A 17,406-nucleotide genomic window follows, 5' to 3' on the forward strand; every position below is an offset into this window, starting at 1 on the left:
TTGTTATTGTTTATTTATAAAGGCTGCAAAGCGCAATGCCAAGTGATATTTCATCGCGCTATACTTTTATATCGATTGTTTCTAAGGCTAACACAATAAATTACTGCTCGGTAGCCGTGTTTACTCGCAAAATATTCAATAAAGATGCTGCTTTAACGCTATACTCATTAAAAAGTAGTAAACATCAGAAGTTTATTCTAGATAAGTAACCGCAAAACTATCCAGATCTAATCTTTTTAATGTAAGATAAAAAAATTAGATAGTTAAAACTGAGATTTAGTAATGATTGTTTCTATCATCATCATGCTCATTGTTGCATTAATCGTAATCGCACTGTGGGTAAGTGCTGTGCAGCAACACAAAGAAAAACAAGAAGCTGAGCGCCGCAAAGAACTAACAAAACAAAAAAAAATTATCGAAGAGGCAGAAGATGTACTTCTTAACAGTACGAACATCCCTATGTCTGAAAACACCTTACGCATTATTCAACGACGTATTTATGATGCACTAGCAAGCATGGTGCAACTTTCGCCAAACTCAAGAGAATTAAAAAATCGTTTAAAAGAATCAAAAGAACGCTTAACCGCTCCTCTCGAAGTCAACAACACAGAAGCGTTAGTATTACCAGATAACGACAAACAACTTATTTCACTTATCCAGGGTATAAAGAAACTGCGTACCTTACTTCGCTCTGAACATGGTAAAGGCAAAGTCGATAGCCAAGTTTTTGTTGCCGAAGATAAACGTCTGGAAAAACTTCAATTACGTATTAATGTCGAAAGCCAAATTAAGCGAGGTATGTCTGCTCGCTCTGCCAATATGGTTGGCTCTGCGAGACAATACTTTGAAAAAGCACTCGCAACACTATCATCTGTTAGTTATAGCGATGAATATGTTAATAGTAAAAAACAAGAAGTTGAGAATTACTTAGAAGCGATAAGCTCTGAACTGAAAGCATCTAATGCAACGTCACTTAAGAAAAAAGCAGAGCAAGAGCAAGACGACTTAGACGTGTTATTCGCACCAAAGAAAAAGTGGTAAACCACTTTTTCTTTGTGCTTTCTTTATTTAGTTGGTGTTTAAGATAAAAACGCGAACTTAACAATAAACAATGCTGTTAACACCCACACACTAATACTGATTTCATCTTTTTTACCACATACCAACTTCACCGCAGTATACGAAATAAAACCCAGTGCGATACCGTGCGCAATCGAGAAAGTTAACGGCGTCATTAATAATACCACGCTCACTGGAATGGCATCTGTCATATCATCCCAATTTACCAGCTTTAAGTTTTGCATCATTAAAACAGCAACATACAAAATCGCACCTGCCGTTGCATACGCAGGGATCATCCCGGCTAGTGGTGCAAAGAACATCATTAACAAGAAACAAATACCCACAACAACAGCTGTAAGACCTGTACGACCACCTACAGACACACCCGCTACAGATTCAATGTATGACGTTGTCGTTGAAGTACCAAGCATTGAGCCTGCAATCGTTGCTGTGCTGTCGGCACTTAACGCACGACCTAGGCGTGGCATTTTACCTTGCTCATCAGCAAGACCTGCCTTTTGCGTTACAGCAACCAAGGTGCCTGAAGTATCAAACAAATCAACAAATAAGAAGGCAAAGATTACCGTTAACATTGAAATTTCTAATGCTGCAGCAAAATCCAGTTGCATAAAGGTTGGCGCAATTGAAGGTGGCATTGAAATAATCCCTTGATACTCCACAAGGTCTAAGCCAAGGGCGATAGCCGTAACCAATAAAATGCTAATTAGCACGCCGCTTTTCATGTCGCGGTATAGAAGAGCCGCAATAACAAAAAAGCTAAAGATAGCCAGTAAAGGACCAGGAGCTGTGATATCGCCTAACTGCACTAAGGTTGCAGGACTTGCTACAATAATACCGGCATTTTTTAGTGCAATAAGCGCTAAGAAAGCACCAATACCTGTGGCAATCGCACGCTTTAATACCAGAGGGATCGCATCAATGATCCACTCTCGCACCTTAAATAGGCTTAAACACAAAAATATACAGCCAGACATAAATACTGCACCAAGTGCGGCTTGCCAAGTGTAGCCCATACCAAGCACTACACCATAGGTAAAGAACGCGTTTAAGCCCATACCCGGTGCCAGTGCTAATGGATAGTTTGCCCATAAGCCCATGATAAAACAACCAATTGCAGCAGCAATACAAGTTGCTACGAATGCGGCACCTTGATCCATTCCCGCTTCTGCAAGCATTGCAGGGTTAACAAATACAATGTAAACCATGGTAATGAATGTTGTGATGCCAGCAATAGTCTCGCGGCGCACAGACGTGTTATTTTCAGTGATTTTGAAAAGTCTTTCGAACATGTTTAACTTTAAGTTGAGATTAATTGGCTAATTTTATCATATTTTATCTCAATAAGAGGACATTTTACCTTGCAATGTTCTAAACTAATAAGGTCTTTTATTTCAAGAAAATAACTAAACTATGTCTGATAATTCGCCAGTAGGCTTAGATTTAGAGCAACAGCTTGATAATGTACTTGCCTTTATAACCCAACCCGATAAAGGGTCGGCGCCAAATAAAAGTACTCAATCTGTTGAAAACGTACTAAACAAAGCTTTGTATTATTTAAAAAATGAACAGCCTCCCCTTGCTGCCAAATGGATGCGCTTAGCAGCTATGGCGGGCAACCATAGGGCGCAATTTTATATGGGGCTGTTTTTCATCAAAGGGCAAGGTGTTCCACATAGTGTTTTTCATGGCGCAGTGTGGCTAAGTCTGGCCAGTAGCCAAGGTTATGAACCTGCAACGGCTGCACTTGATGATCTTCGAAAACACATCAGTACGCGCAGATTACATGATGCGCAAAGCTATGCAGCTACTCTATATGAACAAATCCACCAGCAGCAATTTGCACATTTAATTCCTCGCGATCCTGACGCAAGCTAACACGCGTCAGGTTCTACAACTCATTAATGCACTCTTGTCAGTTTACTCTCAAATGTTATGAGACCTGCACCAACTACAAACAATAAGATACCTATAAACTCAAGCCACACATGGCCTTTATGGGGCTTGATAACAGGTGTTTTTGAAGTAAGGTTATATAAACGCCTGCCTTGCTCGCCAGATTCTACAAACGAAAAACCTTTATAGTCCGCTGAGATAATAAATTTAAAATCATGCCTGCTAATCATTTCACGACGTTTAGCATCTATTTTCTCGCTGCTTTGTTCTACGAGCATACGCCAATCATGAAAAATGTCATCTGGTTCATTATCTTTCACCACACCATATGATTTGTACTCATAGAATTTTGTATTGAATAGCTTTTCTTGATGCCCTAAATAAAACATGGCACAGCCTAGCGCACTTAACAGTATGGCAATATAGACGAGTGAACGCTGTTTAATGAATTGCTTATTACTTTGTTGCTTATACCAAGCTTCAATGTCAGGCACATTAATCAACCGAGCTTTATCTACAGAATGTTTTAATGGCTCCATAAAGTCGCAAATTGTTAGATTGAGCGCCGTTAATATTGAACGAAATGTGTCATTCGAAGGCACTGATTTATCGTTCTCAAGTTTTGAAAGGTAACTTTGCTCTATTCCGACTTGCTCTGCAAATTCTGGTTGGCTAAGTTTTAGCTCACTGCGATAGTGTTTTAGCTGTGTTCCGAATGTACTCATAACGCATTTCCTTTTTGTTGTGGAGCCGCCATTCTTTGCTATTCATGCAGATATAAAAAGCTGAATAAATAGGAATAATGAAGAATATTAGCAAGATAGGATGAAAGATACGAGATACGAGATACGAGATACGAGATACGAGATACGAGATACGTTGTCAGTATAAGTAAATAGTAAGGTGTGATGTAAAAACTTATCTAATCATTTGTTTGAGGAAAACAAATGGCGGAGTGGACGGGACTCGAACCCGCGACCCCCGGCGTGACAGGCCGGTATTCTAACCAACTGAACTACCACTCCACATTTTCGTTGCTGACTGAGTCTCCCCTGACAGCGGCGTGAATAATACGAATCACCCTCTGGTTCGTCAAGGGGTTTTTTGTATTTTTACAGGTTTTTTAGTCATCTGACATCGAAAGGTTTAAAATTTCACCTGATTTGTCATTTTTTGAGCCATTTTTGCCGACTTCATTTTCTTTCGCTGCTTGCTCATCATTTTCAGTTTTATTTTTTTTCTTTAAAAATGGCAAAGAAACTTTAAATTTAAGTGGTTTTTTCTGCACAAAAATTCGAATCGCTAGCCACCCTAACAGTAGAACGATTAAATTTCCAACAACAATGAGTATCACCATTAGTGTAGTGGACGCTTTTTGTTCCTCTTCAATAATTCGTTGTTGCTCAGCTTGGGCTTCTAAATCAATTTCAGGGCGAACAATTTCTGGTACAGCTTCAATGGGTCGCTCAATTTCAAATTTATAAGTAGGTAAAGTAGCCATAAATTCACGGTCATTTATATTACTACCAAATACAGATAGCTCAACACTGTATCTACCCCAGTCATAATTTTTAATTGCAAGTTCGCGCATTTGTGATTTATCCGCATCAATTGAGAACATTTGCTCTTCATTATTCGGATAATAGATTTTCCCCTGAATGAGCACGGTTTCAGGTTTGACGATTTCAGGGTTTAAGGTGATCGTTAAAATGTGGTCATCTTCATCTTGCTCAGCAAGCGCTATTTCATAATCAAAAGGAGGCTCGTGCACCACAATCGGTTTTTGTACCACGGTGCGTTTCAGTATTGGCGTTTCGATATAAAGCTCTGGTTGCCACTCACCTGCAGGAAACGTCAGTTTAAATTCGCCAGTAAATACCCCATCAAGCGGGCGCTCATCAAAACCACGGCCATCATCTCTAAACTCAGTGACACTTTGCGTACCGGCACCAAAGTTTGAGTAATCACTATTATTAGTACTAACAAAATCGACATTCAAACTAATCACATCACGAAACTGCCCCACTTCGATGGGTTCTCCATCATTTAATACGCGACCAGTCAGTTTCACTGTCTCTCCGCGAAATAGCATCGGCGGTAAAGGATCTACATCTAATTCAATTTCTCCCATCACCATAATACGGCTTCCTGGCAAGATTTTGCCAACAACCTGCCATGGGCCCGGCATAGGATTAGTTATAGTGACTAAGTCATAACTGAGCTCATCATACCAATCAAGATCATGATTTTTCACTGAGTCTGTGGCGTAATACTTAGTCCCATCAGGACGAACCAATACAACGGCAGGTGCACCGCGGTTACGAAAAAACAGTAAGGTTACTTTATCGATTTTATGATCGATGCGAAAACGGTTTTCTAACAGAGGAATTTCATTTTTAACCCCATCCCGAGCTAATGGCGTTATCTTATCTTGTGCTGTTGCAAATCCCATACAAGGCATTAAGCACAGTATTCCTGCTAGTAGCTGTTTTCTCATTTCATTACCTTATTCTGCACGCCATAAACATTGACCACCCTTTGCCACTAAATCTAAACGTTCTTCATGGGCAGCTTGCTCTTGTTCGGTTGCTCTTAATACCACAAGGGGTGCTCTGTCGGCACTAAGACGACGAATACCACCCGTTTGATGTGTTGAGCCTTCATCTTTATTTTGATTGAGGTTCAGCTTTACTTGTCCACCGGTCATTGCCAAGTAAACATCTGCTAGAATCTCGGAATCCAGTAATGCGCCGTGTAAAGTACGCTTTGAGTTATCAATATCATAGCGGCGACAAAGCGCATCAAGGTTATTCTTTTGACCTGGATGCAAGTCACGCGCCATTTTCAAGGTATCAAGTACACTACATACATCGGCAGTATTCGGAAAACCTTGATTTAACAATGCAAACTCGTTGTCCATGTGGCCGATATCGAACGCAGCGTTATGAATAACAAGCTCTGCGCCACGAATATACTCTAAAAACTCATGAGCAATTTGGTGGTACAAAGGTTTATCACGCAAAAATTCATTGGTGATACCGTGTACGTCTATCGCTTCTTCTTCTATTTCACGTTGTGGATTGATGTACACATGAAAGTTGTTGCCAGTAAGACGGCGATTCACAAGTTCAACACAACCGATTTCAATGATGCGGTGGCCTTGCTTTGGGTCAATACCCGTGGTTTCTGTATCTAAAACTATTTGTCTATGTGCCATATCGTCTTAAGCCTGACTCTGGTATCTTTCTATATTCACTTTATTGTACACAATATCAAGGTAAAACAGTGCAGAAAACCGTAGAGATTTACACCGATGGATCATGTTTAGGAAATCCAGGGCCTGGAGGGTATGGCATCGTGATGCGATACAACGGCCACGAAAAGCAATTGAGTCAAGGCTATACCCTAACAACTAATAATCGGATGGAAATGCTCGCAGCTATCGTTGCACTAGAAACCCTCACCCGCTCTTGTCACGTCATTCTGACGACCGATAGTCAATATGTGAAACAAGGCATTGAGTCATGGGTCGAAAATTGGAAAAAACGCGGCTGGAAAACTGCAGCTAAAAAACCAGTTAAGAATGTCGATTTATGGAAACGACTCGATGCTGCCTGCCAACAACACGAGGTAGAATGGCGTTGGGTAAAAGGCCATAGCGGCAATAAATACAATGAGATTGTTGACGATCTAGCCCGCGAAGCAGCTGGCAGCGATCAATTACTTGAAGACACAGGTTACGACGGTAATTAAAAGTACCTTGAAATAAACTTGGCGCAGGTCGTTTTATATTTTTGTTATATGTTATAAGATTTGGCTATAAAGAAATATAAAGGATTCATTATGGCTCTGCGCATTCACTCTTTTTTTCATCAACAAAGCGCCACTCTCTGTTATTTAGTCAGTTGTGAAAGCACTAAAAATTGCATGCTGATTGATGCGCCAGCTGATTTTGATATGCCAAGTGGAGAGTTAAGTTTTACCACAGCCAATGAGATCATCAGCTTCATAAAAACTGAGCAGCTGACATTACAATGGCTACTTGAAACCCACGCCCATGCTGACCATATCACTGCAGCAAGTTATATAAAGCAGCAATTACAAGCCACACATCCTTGCAAGCTCGGCACTGGCGAAGGGATCACACAAGTACAAAAGCACTTTAGCCAACTTTACAATCTGGATATGCCGTGTAATGGCGAACCTTTTGATGCTTTATTTGCTAATAAAGCGCAATTTAAGTTAGGTAATTACATGGTTGATGTGATTGCCACGCCTGGCCACACTCCTGACAGTGTGTGCTATCACATTGATGGCAATGTATTTGTCGGTGACACTTTTTTTATGCCAGACAGTGGCACAGCACGCTGTGACTTTCCCGGCGGCAGCGCAGGCGAATTATATGATTCACTACAACAAATTTTAGCGTTTCCTGACGATACAGTGCTTTGGATGTGCCATGACTACCAACCTGATGGTCGACCTTTAGCAAACAAAACCACGGTTAAAGAGCAGCGTGAGCAAAACATTCACTTAAAAGGAGATAAACAAGATTTTATTGCAACACGTGAAAACCGCGATGCAACCTTGGCAGTGCCAAAACTACTGCATCCTGCTATTCAATTAAATATTCGTGCAGGTCAGTATCCAAGTAAAACAGACACGCAACAGCATTATCTAGCTATCCCGCTCACAGTGCTGCTTTGATGTTTGTCTAAGCCCTGCTCCTTTCACTGGCGAAAATTGCGGCCTTGCATGCCATTTAGGTTTAATTGGTGTCAGCGGGGCCACACGCTTTCTAGCCACCAGCATATACACACTGCCCATTGGCTTTAAATATTGCTGGCCAAAGCTGCGCCACGCAGCAAAGCGCGATAAGCGATTACCTCTTGCAAGCGATGAATGGATAAAACGCTCATCAGAGATTATTTCAAAGCCTAATAAATTCAACCAATCTTTAACTCGTGATGGCGTAAAAAACCGCCCTGTCCAAGGTAGCTTTTGGCGGCTAAAAGGTAATAACTGCGCCAATCCACACAAACTAAACGGGTTAAAGCCTGTGATCACGATGTAACCACCGGGGATCAAAGTACGATGCGCTTCACGTAAGATATGGTGCGGATCAGAATGATATTCTAAACAGTGCGATAATATGCAGGCATCAACACTGTGCTCATAAAACGGTAACTCGTCTACATCAGCAATAACACCGGTAAATAAGCCCTGCTCTGCTACGCAAACTTGATGCTTAATAGGACTTTCACTGGTTGCCAGCTCACCACTTAAATTACCGAGTTTGAGCATGTGATATCCAAACATGCGCGGCAGCCATGGTGTTAGCTTACGTTCAATTTCAGCACGTAAATAGTCACCATGAGGGAACTGCTGCCAAGAGTATGGCTTAGGACCTTCTTGAAAACTAAGGGCTGGTTTCATTTTCTGAGCTCGTTATACTGTGTGTTAACTGTCACTTTATAGAGCAATTAAACATGGTGCAAGTTAAAGCAATTAAAGCCTTTTCTGATAACTACATTTGGTGCATCAGCAATGAAGCTGAACAAACAGCGTGGGTGGTCGACCCAGGACAGGCAGAGCCCGTTCTAAATTACCTAAGCGAAAATAACTTATCACTCGCAGGGATTTTAATTACCCATCATCACTATGATCACACCGATGGCGTTGCAGCCTTGGTAAAAACATTTCGTGATATCCCGGTGTACGGACCAAGACACAGCCCTTTCAAAGGCATTAGCCATGGCGTTTGTGAAGCGGATAAGGTGACGGTGTACGATTACACTTTTACTGTGCTTGCGACACCAGGGCATACTCTCGATCATGTTTGTTACATTAATGACGAGTTAAGTTTTACTGGCGATACCTTATTTAGTGCTGGCTGCGGACGATTATTTGAAGGCAGTGCTGAACAAATGTGGCACTCTTTATGTAAATTAAGAGCTCTGCCTGATGAGTGTAAAATCTACTGCACTCATGAATACACGCAGGCCAACTTGGCCTTTGCAAAAGCTGTTGAACCAAATAACGAATACCTTCTCAACTACAGTGATAAAGTAGATGCACTGCGAGAAAGCGGCAAAATTAGCTTACCGACTCAATTAAGCGTTGAGAGGCAAATAAACCCCTTTATCCGTTGTCATTTTCCACACATAACTGATGAGCTTCCAAGCGAGCTGAAAGAAAATCTTGATCTAGCTGAACCTTGGCAACGCTTTGCGGGTCTCAGAGCCTGGAAAGATAATTTTTAAAAGTGTAACTCTACCGATTACATTTTTTCTATATTTAGATCAACACCTTGCAATAATGAGCTGACATATACTGGTCATAAAGTGGCAATATGTGCTTATAGCAGGTAATATTCGCCGAGTTTTTTTACCTGATTATATAGGTATATATGTATAAGTCTTCTTTAGTTATAACTCTTGCGCTGGTACTAAGTGGTTGTCAGTTAACAGCTTCTAACTCAGATACCACAGCTAATAATGATGTTGAGCAACAGCTCAATGGCGCAAGCCCAAGTGACGTTAATTATGCACTAATGATTAACGCACAGTATCAACAGGTCGCAGATCTTGATGAGCCACCACCGGTATTTGATGATGTATGGGAGCGTATTCGTTACCAACTTTCGATTGATGTGCCACAAAACCGCCCAGTGGTTGCTGAGCGTAACTACTATGCACGTCATCAGGCATATTTAGACCGTATTTCTAAGCGTGCAGAGCCTTACCTGTACTTTATTGTCGAAGAAGTCGAGAAGCGTCAAATGCCAATTGAAATTGCGCTTTTACCAATTGTAGAAAGTGCGTTTGACCCATTTGGTTATTCACATCGCAGTGCCTCGGGCATCTGGCAATTCATGCCACAAACTGGTGAGCGTTTTGATTTAAAACAAAACTGGTGGTACGACGGTCGTCGTGACATTGTACAGTCGACCCGTGCAGCACTTGATTATTTGTCATATCTTCACAAAACCTTAGAGGGCGATTGGTTAAATGCCATCGCAGCCTATAACTCAGGTGAAGGCCGTTTGCTACGAGCCATTAAAAAGAATCGTAAAAAGCATTTACCAACAGACTTTTGGTCTTTGGATTTACCAAAAGAAACGACCTCGTATGTACCTAAACTGTTAGCACTGTCTGATCTAGTTAAACGCAGTGACGAGTTTGGTGTTAAGTGGCAACCAATTATTAATGCTCAAGTAGTTGAAGCGGTCAATGTAGGTAGTCAAATTGACTTAGCGCTTGCAGCTGATATGGCAGGTATTAGCTTAACTGAACTTTATCGTTTAAACCCGGGTTTTAATCGCTGGGCGACCGACCCTAATGGACCGCACTTTTTATTATTACCGTCTGATAAGGTTGAAGAGTTCTCTGCAAAACTAGCAAAAACAGAGCAAAAAGACCGTCTACGTTGGCAACAATACGTGGTTGCGCGCGGTGACAGTTTATCTGTGATTGCGAAGAAGTTTTCTACTAGCACAAACGCTATTAAAACACTGAATAAACTCTCATCGAATACCATTCGTGTTGGTCAGCAATTACTTGTACCACTGAGTGATGGTGAGATAAATAGCCAGCATTTACCAAAATCAGTGCGTATGGCTGCTAATAAAGCAACACGTAAAAAACTAAGCCATAAAGTCGCCAGTGGCGATACGCTGTGGGATATTAGCCGTGAGTACGATGTGACCATTGCAGAGCTTGCAACATGGAATAAACTTAAAAAAGATGCTGTATTACGTGTTGGTCAAAAGCTAACTGTATATAAAGAAGAAAAGTCACAACTGGCCGCTACTCAAATCAAAGAGCGCACCATTACTTATAAAGTCCGTCGTGGTGATTCATTAGCGCGCATTGCTGCTAAGTTTAATGTGTCTGTAGAAGATATTATTAAATGGAACTCATTAGCTGGGCAAAAGTACATTCAACCTGGGCAAAAACTTAAGTTAAAAGTTGATGTAAGAAGCGCATAATTGCTTCATCTTGTTAATCAAAAAAAGAGCGCCTAATGGCGCTCTTTGTCTCTCTCATTTAGTATTTATGCTTCAAAGCCCATAAGTGTAATAACTCATTGGCAATGGTCGCTGCGGCAATCGCCGTTAACTCACTTTGGTCATAAGATGGTGATACTTCAACCACATCCATACCGACCATATTGATGCCCTTCAATGCACGAAGTACCTTAAGTACTTTATCGCTAGTTAAGCCACCACACACTGGTGTGCCAGTACCCGGAGCGAATGCTGGATCAAGGCAGTCAATATCAAAGGTGAGATACACAGGTAAGTCACCGACGCGCGCTTTAATTTGCTCTGCAATATCTTGCGCAGGCAAATCATTAGCAGCCATTGCATCAATCACTGCAAACTCATGCTTGCTCTGATCAAAGTCAGTACGAATGCCGATTTGAATGCTGTGTTCAACATCAATGAGTCCTTCCATCGGTGCATGATAAAACATAGTACCGTGATCATAACGTGAACCATTGCTGTAAGTATCGGTGTGGGCATCAAAATGAACTAATGCCATTTTACCGTGCTGTTTAGCATGAGCACGTAGTAGCGGCAAAGTCACAAAGTGATCGCCACCTAAGCCCAATAATGTTTTACCTTGACGAAGAATTTGCTCGGCCGCTAATTCTAATTGCGCGGTAAAATATTCAGGGTCGCCTACTGGGTAAGTAAAATCACCAGCATCAGCTAATTTTAAGCGCTCAAATAATGGGAACGTCCAAGGATACTTGGTTTCTTCCCATGCAAGGTGCACTGAAGCACGACGAATTGCATCAGGGCCTAAACGTGCACCTGGGCGACCTGAGGTCGCTAAGTCAAATGGTAAACCTAGCACCACCACATCGGCATCGATTGCAGTGATGTTTTGCACCATCGGCTGACGTAAAAACGTCATGCCGTTTGAGTACAACGAATGATCTGTGTGGTCAAACAATGTCGACATTGCTTATAACTCTTCTAAATAAGTGTAACCGTTTAAGCCAGTTTGCAGCTCATCTAATACGCTTTGCTGCTCAGTTTCTGGCAATTTAGCTGCCACCAGCTGGGCATAAGACTGCTGGAAGCTTTCTACATCTAAATGCACGTAACGCATCATGTCAGCAACGGTATCACCTTCGTTAATCTCGGTGATTTGCGCCTGACCTTGTTCATCCATTTTTATGATTGCACTGTGCGTGTCGCCAAATAAGTTGTGCATATCACCTAAAATTTCTTGATATGCACCTACTAAGAAAAAGCCCATTAAATAAGGTTTTTCTTCGCTAAATGCAGGTACTGGCAATGTGCTTTCAATACCTTGACCGTCTACATAGTGCTCCATAGCACCGTCTGAGTCACAGGTAATATCAAGTAACACAGCACGCTTTTGTGGTGCTTCTGTTAAACCACTTAAAGGCAGAACCGGAAACACTTGGTCAATGCCCCATGCATCAGGTAATGACTGGAACAATGAAAAGTTCACAAAAAACTTATCTGCTAATCGCGCATTTAATTCATCAATAATTGGGCGATGAAAACGGTTTTTGTTATCCATGTGTTTGTTAAGCTCATAACATACACGTAAGTTAACTTGCTCCGCCCATGCTCGCTCAGTTAAATCTAATAAACCAAGTGCAAACTGATTATGTGCCTCAGCTAAATCGCCTTGGCTATCATGATAGATTTCGATTAATGCACGGTCATCATTGTCATCACTTAACTGCTGCCATGATGTCCACATATTTTTTAATAAAAGTGGTGCATCAGCGGCTGGCGCTTGAATGTCTTCTGGTACATAGCTTTCGGTGCCAATAACATTTGAAATCAATACGGCATGGTGCGCTGTTAATGCACGACCTGACTCAGAAATAATGCGCGGCATTGGCTGCTCATATAACTTACAGGTGTCACCAATGGTGTATACGATGTTATTAGCATATTCACTTAGGCTGTAGTTCATTGAGTTATGAGACTGGCTACGAGTGCCATCGTAATCAACCGCTAAACCGCCGCCCACATCTAAGCAATCAATTTGTGCACCTAACTTGCGTAACTCGCAGTAAAAACGCGCAGCTTCGCTCACACCTAAACGCACATCACGGATGTTTGCCATTTGCGAACCTAGGTGAAAGTGTACAAGTTGGATCAAATCGAGTTGATCAGATGCTTTTAAGCGATTAACCACGCTCAATACTTGCGATGCAGATAAACCAAATTTTGATTTTTCGCCACCGCTTGCTTGCCATTTACCCTTACCTTGCGATGCTAAGCGTACGCGAATACCAATGCGTGGTTTTACATTTAACTCTTTTGCTTGGCTAAGCACCATGTCTAGTTCAGATAGTTTCTCGAGTACAATGTAAACCTTATGGCCTAGCTTTTCGCCAATCAGTGCTAAACGAATGTATTCTTGGTCTTTGTAGCCATTACATACAATCACCGCACTGGTTTTTTCAGCCATTGCTAATACGGTTAATAGCTCAGGCTTACTGCCCGCCTCTAAGCCCAATTGCTTCTTTTCAATATCAGCTTGGCTTGCAACAATTTCTTCAACAACTTCGCGTTGTTGATTTACTTTAATTGGGTAAACAAGCAAATAATCTTTCGGGTAACCATAGTTTTCAATTGCTGTATTAAATGCCTGACACAAGCTATGTACACGATGATGTAAAATTTGTGGAAAACGAACCAACGCAGGCAAGCTTAAGCCTTTGTCTTGTAATTGCTGTGCGATATCGATTAGTGCAATGGTTTGCTCTGGGGCATGGGCCTTTGGCGCAACATACACATCACCTTGATCATTAATACCAAAGAAACCTTGGCTCCAATGACGAACATTGTAACTCGTGCGAGCTTGTTCTAGTGATGTTGTTTCTTTCATCTATCTTTCTCTTTATTTTAGTAATGCCAAAATTGGCAAGCGGTAATTGCGCGCATTAAAAGAAAAATAGTGATTCAAGTCCAACAAGAATTTTTACTCGTAACGAGTGATTTTTGATGTGAAAAATTAATCGTTTATCGACTAATAATTTTAAAGTCTAAACAGACAGTTAAACTTTGGTGCTTAAGGGATAACTTTGTTTATTTCATCTGCTTTAGTAGAGCTTGAACCAAGCTGCCGCCATGCCTCATACTGCTCATTATTTACCCAGGTAATCCCGATATATTCCTGCCAATGTTGAAAATCTTTCGAGCGATACCTTTCAAGCCCACAACCCCCTGCTGCAAACGCTGTTCGACAAAGCTTTACTGTAAGGTATGTGCCATCATAGCTAAGTTGTGTTCGTTCTTCAGAACAGTAACTCATAAGGCGAGTAGGAAATGTAACAATGACTCTGGAGGTTATCTTGCCAGCATCATTAAAAACACCACTAAGAGACTGGCATGAGTTTAAGTAAAACTCGGCGTTATCAATAATAAGGTCGGGTTGTTTGTTTTGTAGCTGTTCAGGTATTGTGTGTTTTTTATCACACGCAATGAGCAGCAAAGCTATAAAAAGCCACATGACCTGCAAGGATTGTTTAGTAATAACGTTAACCTCACAAAAACAAAGCTTTAAATAGCTCTCACAATTACTGATTAAGTCCCAGTTCCATAAATAAACTTTGCGGGCTGTCAGTATAGTTGCCAAATGGACCACAACGATGAAAGCCTAAATTTTCATACAAACTAATTGATTCAGTTTGCTTAGGACCCGTTTCAAGACGAATTAGCGGGATTTGTTGTTCACCAGCATGATGCAATAAGATTTGCATAATTCGGCGAGACAAACCTTTACCTCGATAACTAGGTTTCACATACAGGCGACGGATTTCGCCGTACGGTGGGTTGCCTTCTTGCATCACAATCGCTCCGCAGGCAACAATACCATCTTCATTTTTTAAACCTATGGCGTAAACATTAGGCTCAGCCAACTCTTCAACACTTAATGATTGAGCTGTAGCTACGGGGTATAAAGAGTTAATGAGTCGGTCTATATCAGCAAACACGTTTACTACTTCTGGATCATCTGGATTTAAATCGACTAACTGCATAAAACTCCCATTTTTATATGTCTTTTTTGTTAATGATGTTAATAATAGTATCGGATATTAGTGTGATCCTCTACTGTTGTTTTCATTATTCGTTTTTATAGGTACTATCAGACAGTCATGGTATCGCTTAGTTCATCCCGATGTAACTGAAAATACGTTCAAATGATAAAAAACAACGTTTAACGTGAGTAGCCTTGCGGGTTGCCTAGCAGGTTAGTTGTAACTAAAAATCAATGTTCCGTAAATTAAGTTTACATTAGAATTTTTCGCTAACTTAAGACATTAATACCAGTGAGGCGGTATTGCTTAATATCTAAACAATTCACTTCACAATGATTTGTTAACAAACTAACTCACCTTAACCTCTTAAATTAATCAGTATGCCTGCTTGCTACAATTTTGCTCAATAAACACTTTGTTACGGAAAAAGACTGTTCAAACATATTGAAAACCCTATACTGCAAACAAGAAGAAATAAGATGAGGTTATCTCGTGCAGTTTACTCAAGGTATGGAATACTTCTTTTCTGGCTTTAAACTAATTAGCCAAAAGGGGTTAAAACGTTTTGTACTTATTCCTTTATTAATCAATATCCTGCTTTTTGGTAGTTCGCTGTTCTTTTTGTACGGCTGGCTAACTGATGGCTTTGCTTACATGAACTCATTGCTACCAGAATGGCTGAGCTGGCTTGAATGGTTAATGTGGCCGATTGCTGTGCTTGTCATTTTATTTAGCTACAGCATGCTCTTTACCGTTATTACGAACTTTATTGCAGCCCCATTCAACGGCTTGCTCAGTGAAAAAGTCGAACTTTACCTGACAGGTCAAAAAGTCAACGATGATGGTCTGCTTGATACAATGAAAGATGTGCCACGCATGCTAGGCCGAGAATGGACAAAACTTTGCTATTACCTGCCGCGCGCTATAGGCTTTTTTATTCTACTATGGATTTTACCTGTGATTGGGCAAGTTTTATGGGTGCTATTCACCTGTTGGATGTATGCTATCCAATACGAAGATTATGCCTTTGATAACCATAAAATTAGTTTTAATGCCATGAAAGATGACTTAAAACAAAAGCAAACCTTATCATATGGCTTTGGTTTAGCAGTGATGCTCTTAACAGCAATCCCCATTGTAAACCTTATTGTTATGCCGGTTGCTGTATGTGGTGGAACCCGGTTATGGGTTGAAAATTACCGCAGTAAATACCGCTCATAACTTTAACCACGTAAAGCTGATTTCAAATAAAAAAGGCCAATCGAATTGCGATTGGCCTTTTTTAATTTCAAATTGATGTTAACTGTAGAGGCTTTGTGGCACCTTAGTTACATTTAAATGAACGGTCACTTCTTCACGATCATGATATAAATGTTTTGCTTGTAACTCGTAACTTACACCGTACTTTTCAAGCTCTTCTTTAATCATTTTTAAGCATTCATAGACACTGTCAAAACGCTTCTTCATCGGCAGCTTTAAGTTGAAAATCAGCTCGCGGGCATAAGCATTTACTGCCCAGTCAATCATAAGATTCGTTACTTTAGCTGGCTTTTCTACCATGTCGCACACTAACCAGTCGATATTGCGCTTTTCAGGGCGATATTTAAAACCATCGACTCTAAAGTGTTTAACCTGCCCTGTTTCCATTAAATCATCATTCATTGGACCATTATCGATAGCGCTAACAAACATTCCACGGCGTACTAGCTGATAAGTCCAACCTCCTGGGCACGCACCTAGGTCAACACCACGCATGCCTGGTTGCATGCGCTCTTCAGCTTCATGAGGTGGAATGAATACATTAAATGCTTCATCTAATTTAAGTGTAGAGCGGCTCGGTGCATCACTTGGCATGCGTAATCGCGGAATACCCATAAAAAATGGCGAATTATTAAATGTATACGAATACCCCACATAAGCGCTGTTATTAGCTAAAAATAACACATGCATGACAGGTTTTTTCTGGGCAAGTTCACGTGTAACCTTTGCACGTTTTTCAAGCGACTTTTTAAGTGGTGTCGAAATCTTTTTGCAGAACTTAGAAAGCTCTTTACCTTCGTTGGTGTCGGGTGTTTCTACACGTAAGTCACCACACTCAGGAAAGTCAACGGTTGCATCAGCAATGGCACTAACGCGGTCTTCAAGTGGCATATTATCCACTAACGTGCCCGTAAACCACTGGCGGGCAAATACCATATTTTTAAAATCTACTTTTTTTATGATCTCATCGCCGTGGCTTGCATCAAAACATTCGTACACAACAATCCCTGTATTTGGTTTTGTTTTTACGTACCCCGCAAAACCTTGCTCGGCAGCCTGAAAAGTAATTTCAGCAGCGGCATCATTTTCAAAACCACTTCGGCAATAAATAACTACACTCGACATAGA

General features: G+C 41.0%; 17 protein-coding genes and 1 tRNA gene. 7 read left to right on the forward strand and 11 right to left on the reverse strand.

What is annotated here, in order from left to right; all coding sequences use genetic code 11:
• The first annotated feature begins 282 nt into the window (after nt 1-282).
• Nucleotides 283-1,041, forward strand: a complete 759-nt coding sequence (locus tag L1264_RS08255; protein ID WP_135924162.1) for a hypothetical protein — start codon at nt 283-285, stop codon at nt 1,039-1,041.
• A 38-nt stretch (nt 1,042-1,079) separates the two neighbouring features.
• On the opposite strand, the gene L1264_RS08260 is transcribed toward L1264_RS08255, so the two are convergent.
• The gene (locus L1264_RS08260; RefSeq protein WP_168246726.1) at nt 1,080-2,372 is read right to left on the reverse strand and encodes an NCS2 family permease; all 1,293 of its coding nucleotides are present in this window, start codon (nt 2,370-2,372) and stop codon (nt 1,080-1,082) included.
• Between the two features lie 121 nt (nt 2,373-2,493).
• Between L1264_RS08260 and L1264_RS08265 the strand changes: the two genes are divergently transcribed.
• A complete protein-coding gene (locus L1264_RS08265; RefSeq protein WP_054551621.1) occupies nt 2,494-2,958 on the forward strand; it encodes a sel1 repeat family protein in 465 nt (154 codons plus the stop codon).
• Between the two features lie 23 nt (nt 2,959-2,981).
• Here the strand turns inward: L1264_RS08265 and L1264_RS08270 are convergent, their stop codons facing one another.
• From L1264_RS08270 to dnaQ, 4 genes are all read right to left on the reverse strand, one after another.
• Nucleotides 2,982-3,701 carry a helix-turn-helix domain-containing protein gene (locus L1264_RS08270; RefSeq protein WP_199525818.1) on the reverse strand — a complete coding sequence of 240 codons (720 nt, stop codon included), beginning with the start codon at nt 3,699-3,701 and terminating at the stop codon, nt 2,982-2,984.
• A gap of 223 nt (nt 3,702-3,924) precedes the next feature.
• Nucleotides 3,925-4,001 (reverse strand) — tRNA-Asp (locus L1264_RS08275).
• A 98-nt stretch (nt 4,002-4,099) separates the two neighbouring features.
• Nucleotides 4,100-5,437, reverse strand: coding sequence for a TIGR03503 family protein (locus tag L1264_RS08280; RefSeq protein ID WP_235403871.1), 1,338 nt, complete (start codon nt 5,435-5,437; stop codon nt 4,100-4,102).
• A gap of 45 nt (nt 5,438-5,482) precedes the next feature.
• On the reverse strand, nt 5,483-6,193 hold the full coding sequence (gene dnaQ / locus L1264_RS08285) for a DNA polymerase III subunit epsilon (protein ID WP_135924158.1): 711 nt from the start codon (nt 6,191-6,193) through the stop codon (nt 5,483-5,485).
• Nucleotides 6,194-6,261: 68 nt separating this feature from the next.
• Between dnaQ and rnhA the strand changes: the two genes are divergently transcribed.
• Nucleotides 6,262-6,729, forward strand: a complete 468-nt coding sequence (rnhA, locus tag L1264_RS08290; RefSeq protein ID WP_054561796.1) for a ribonuclease HI — start codon at nt 6,262-6,264, stop codon at nt 6,727-6,729.
• 90 nt (nt 6,730-6,819) lie between these two features.
• On the forward strand, nt 6,820-7,683 hold the full coding sequence (locus L1264_RS08295) for an MBL fold metallo-hydrolase (protein ID WP_199525820.1): 864 nt from the start codon (nt 6,820-6,822) through the stop codon (nt 7,681-7,683).
• Here L1264_RS08295 and L1264_RS08300 read toward each other — a convergent pair.
• The gene (locus L1264_RS08300) at nt 7,654-8,412 is read right to left on the reverse strand and encodes a class I SAM-dependent methyltransferase (RefSeq protein ID WP_135924156.1); all 759 of its coding nucleotides are present in this window, start codon (nt 8,410-8,412) and stop codon (nt 7,654-7,656) included. The genes L1264_RS08295 and L1264_RS08300 overlap by 30 nt on opposite strands.
• 53 nt (nt 8,413-8,465) lie before the next feature.
• Between L1264_RS08300 and gloB the strand changes: the two genes are divergently transcribed.
• Together gloB and L1264_RS08310 are read left to right on the forward strand one after the other, a co-directional pair.
• Nucleotides 8,466-9,239: a hydroxyacylglutathione hydrolase gene (gene gloB / locus L1264_RS08305; RefSeq protein WP_138557644.1), complete on the forward strand. Its 774-nt coding sequence runs from the start codon at nt 8,466-8,468 to the stop codon at nt 9,237-9,239.
• Between the two features lie 146 nt (nt 9,240-9,385).
• Nucleotides 9,386-10,966, forward strand: coding sequence for a LysM peptidoglycan-binding domain-containing protein (locus L1264_RS08310; protein WP_199525822.1), 1,581 nt, complete (start codon nt 9,386-9,388; stop codon nt 10,964-10,966).
• 58 nt (nt 10,967-11,024) lie between these two features.
• Here L1264_RS08310 and speB read toward each other — a convergent pair whose 3' ends face one another.
• The 4 genes from speB to L1264_RS08330 form a co-directional block, all read right to left on the reverse strand.
• Nucleotides 11,025-11,948, reverse strand: coding sequence for an agmatinase (gene speB, locus L1264_RS08315; RefSeq protein ID WP_119852051.1), 924 nt, complete (start codon nt 11,946-11,948; stop codon nt 11,025-11,027).
• A gap of 3 nt (nt 11,949-11,951) precedes the next feature.
• Nucleotides 11,952-13,865 (reverse strand): biosynthetic arginine decarboxylase, encoded by a 1,914-nt coding sequence (gene speA, locus L1264_RS08320; RefSeq protein WP_130151368.1) that lies wholly within the window; start codon nt 13,863-13,865, stop codon nt 11,952-11,954.
• Nucleotides 13,866-14,048: 183 nt separating this feature from the next.
• Nucleotides 14,049-14,489 carry a hypothetical protein gene (locus L1264_RS08325; protein ID WP_138557641.1) on the reverse strand — a complete coding sequence of 147 codons (441 nt, stop codon included), beginning with the start codon at nt 14,487-14,489 and terminating at the stop codon, nt 14,049-14,051.
• Nucleotides 14,490-14,556: 67 nt separating this feature from the next.
• A complete protein-coding gene (locus L1264_RS08330) occupies nt 14,557-15,018 on the reverse strand; it encodes a GNAT family N-acetyltransferase (protein ID WP_135924151.1) in 462 nt (153 codons plus the stop codon).
• Nucleotides 15,019-15,528: 510 nt separating this feature from the next.
• Between L1264_RS08330 and cysZ the strand changes: the two genes are divergently transcribed.
• Nucleotides 15,529-16,239: a sulfate transporter CysZ gene (gene cysZ / locus L1264_RS08335; RefSeq protein WP_199525844.1), complete on the forward strand. Its 711-nt coding sequence runs from the start codon at nt 15,529-15,531 to the stop codon at nt 16,237-16,239.
• A gap of 78 nt (nt 16,240-16,317) precedes the next feature.
• Here cysZ and rlmM read toward each other — a convergent pair whose 3' ends face one another.
• Nucleotides 16,318-17,403 carry a 23S rRNA (cytidine(2498)-2'-O)-methyltransferase RlmM gene (gene rlmM / locus L1264_RS08340; protein ID WP_135924149.1) on the reverse strand — a complete coding sequence of 362 codons (1,086 nt, stop codon included), beginning with the start codon at nt 17,401-17,403 and terminating at the stop codon, nt 16,318-16,320.
• Nucleotides 17,404-17,406: the final 3 nt, after the last annotated feature.

The sequence above is a fragment of the Pseudoalteromonas sp. APAL1 genome, assembly GCF_021532475.1.
Classification (GTDB): Bacteria; Pseudomonadota; Gammaproteobacteria; order Enterobacterales; family Alteromonadaceae; genus Pseudoalteromonas; species Pseudoalteromonas lipolytica_C.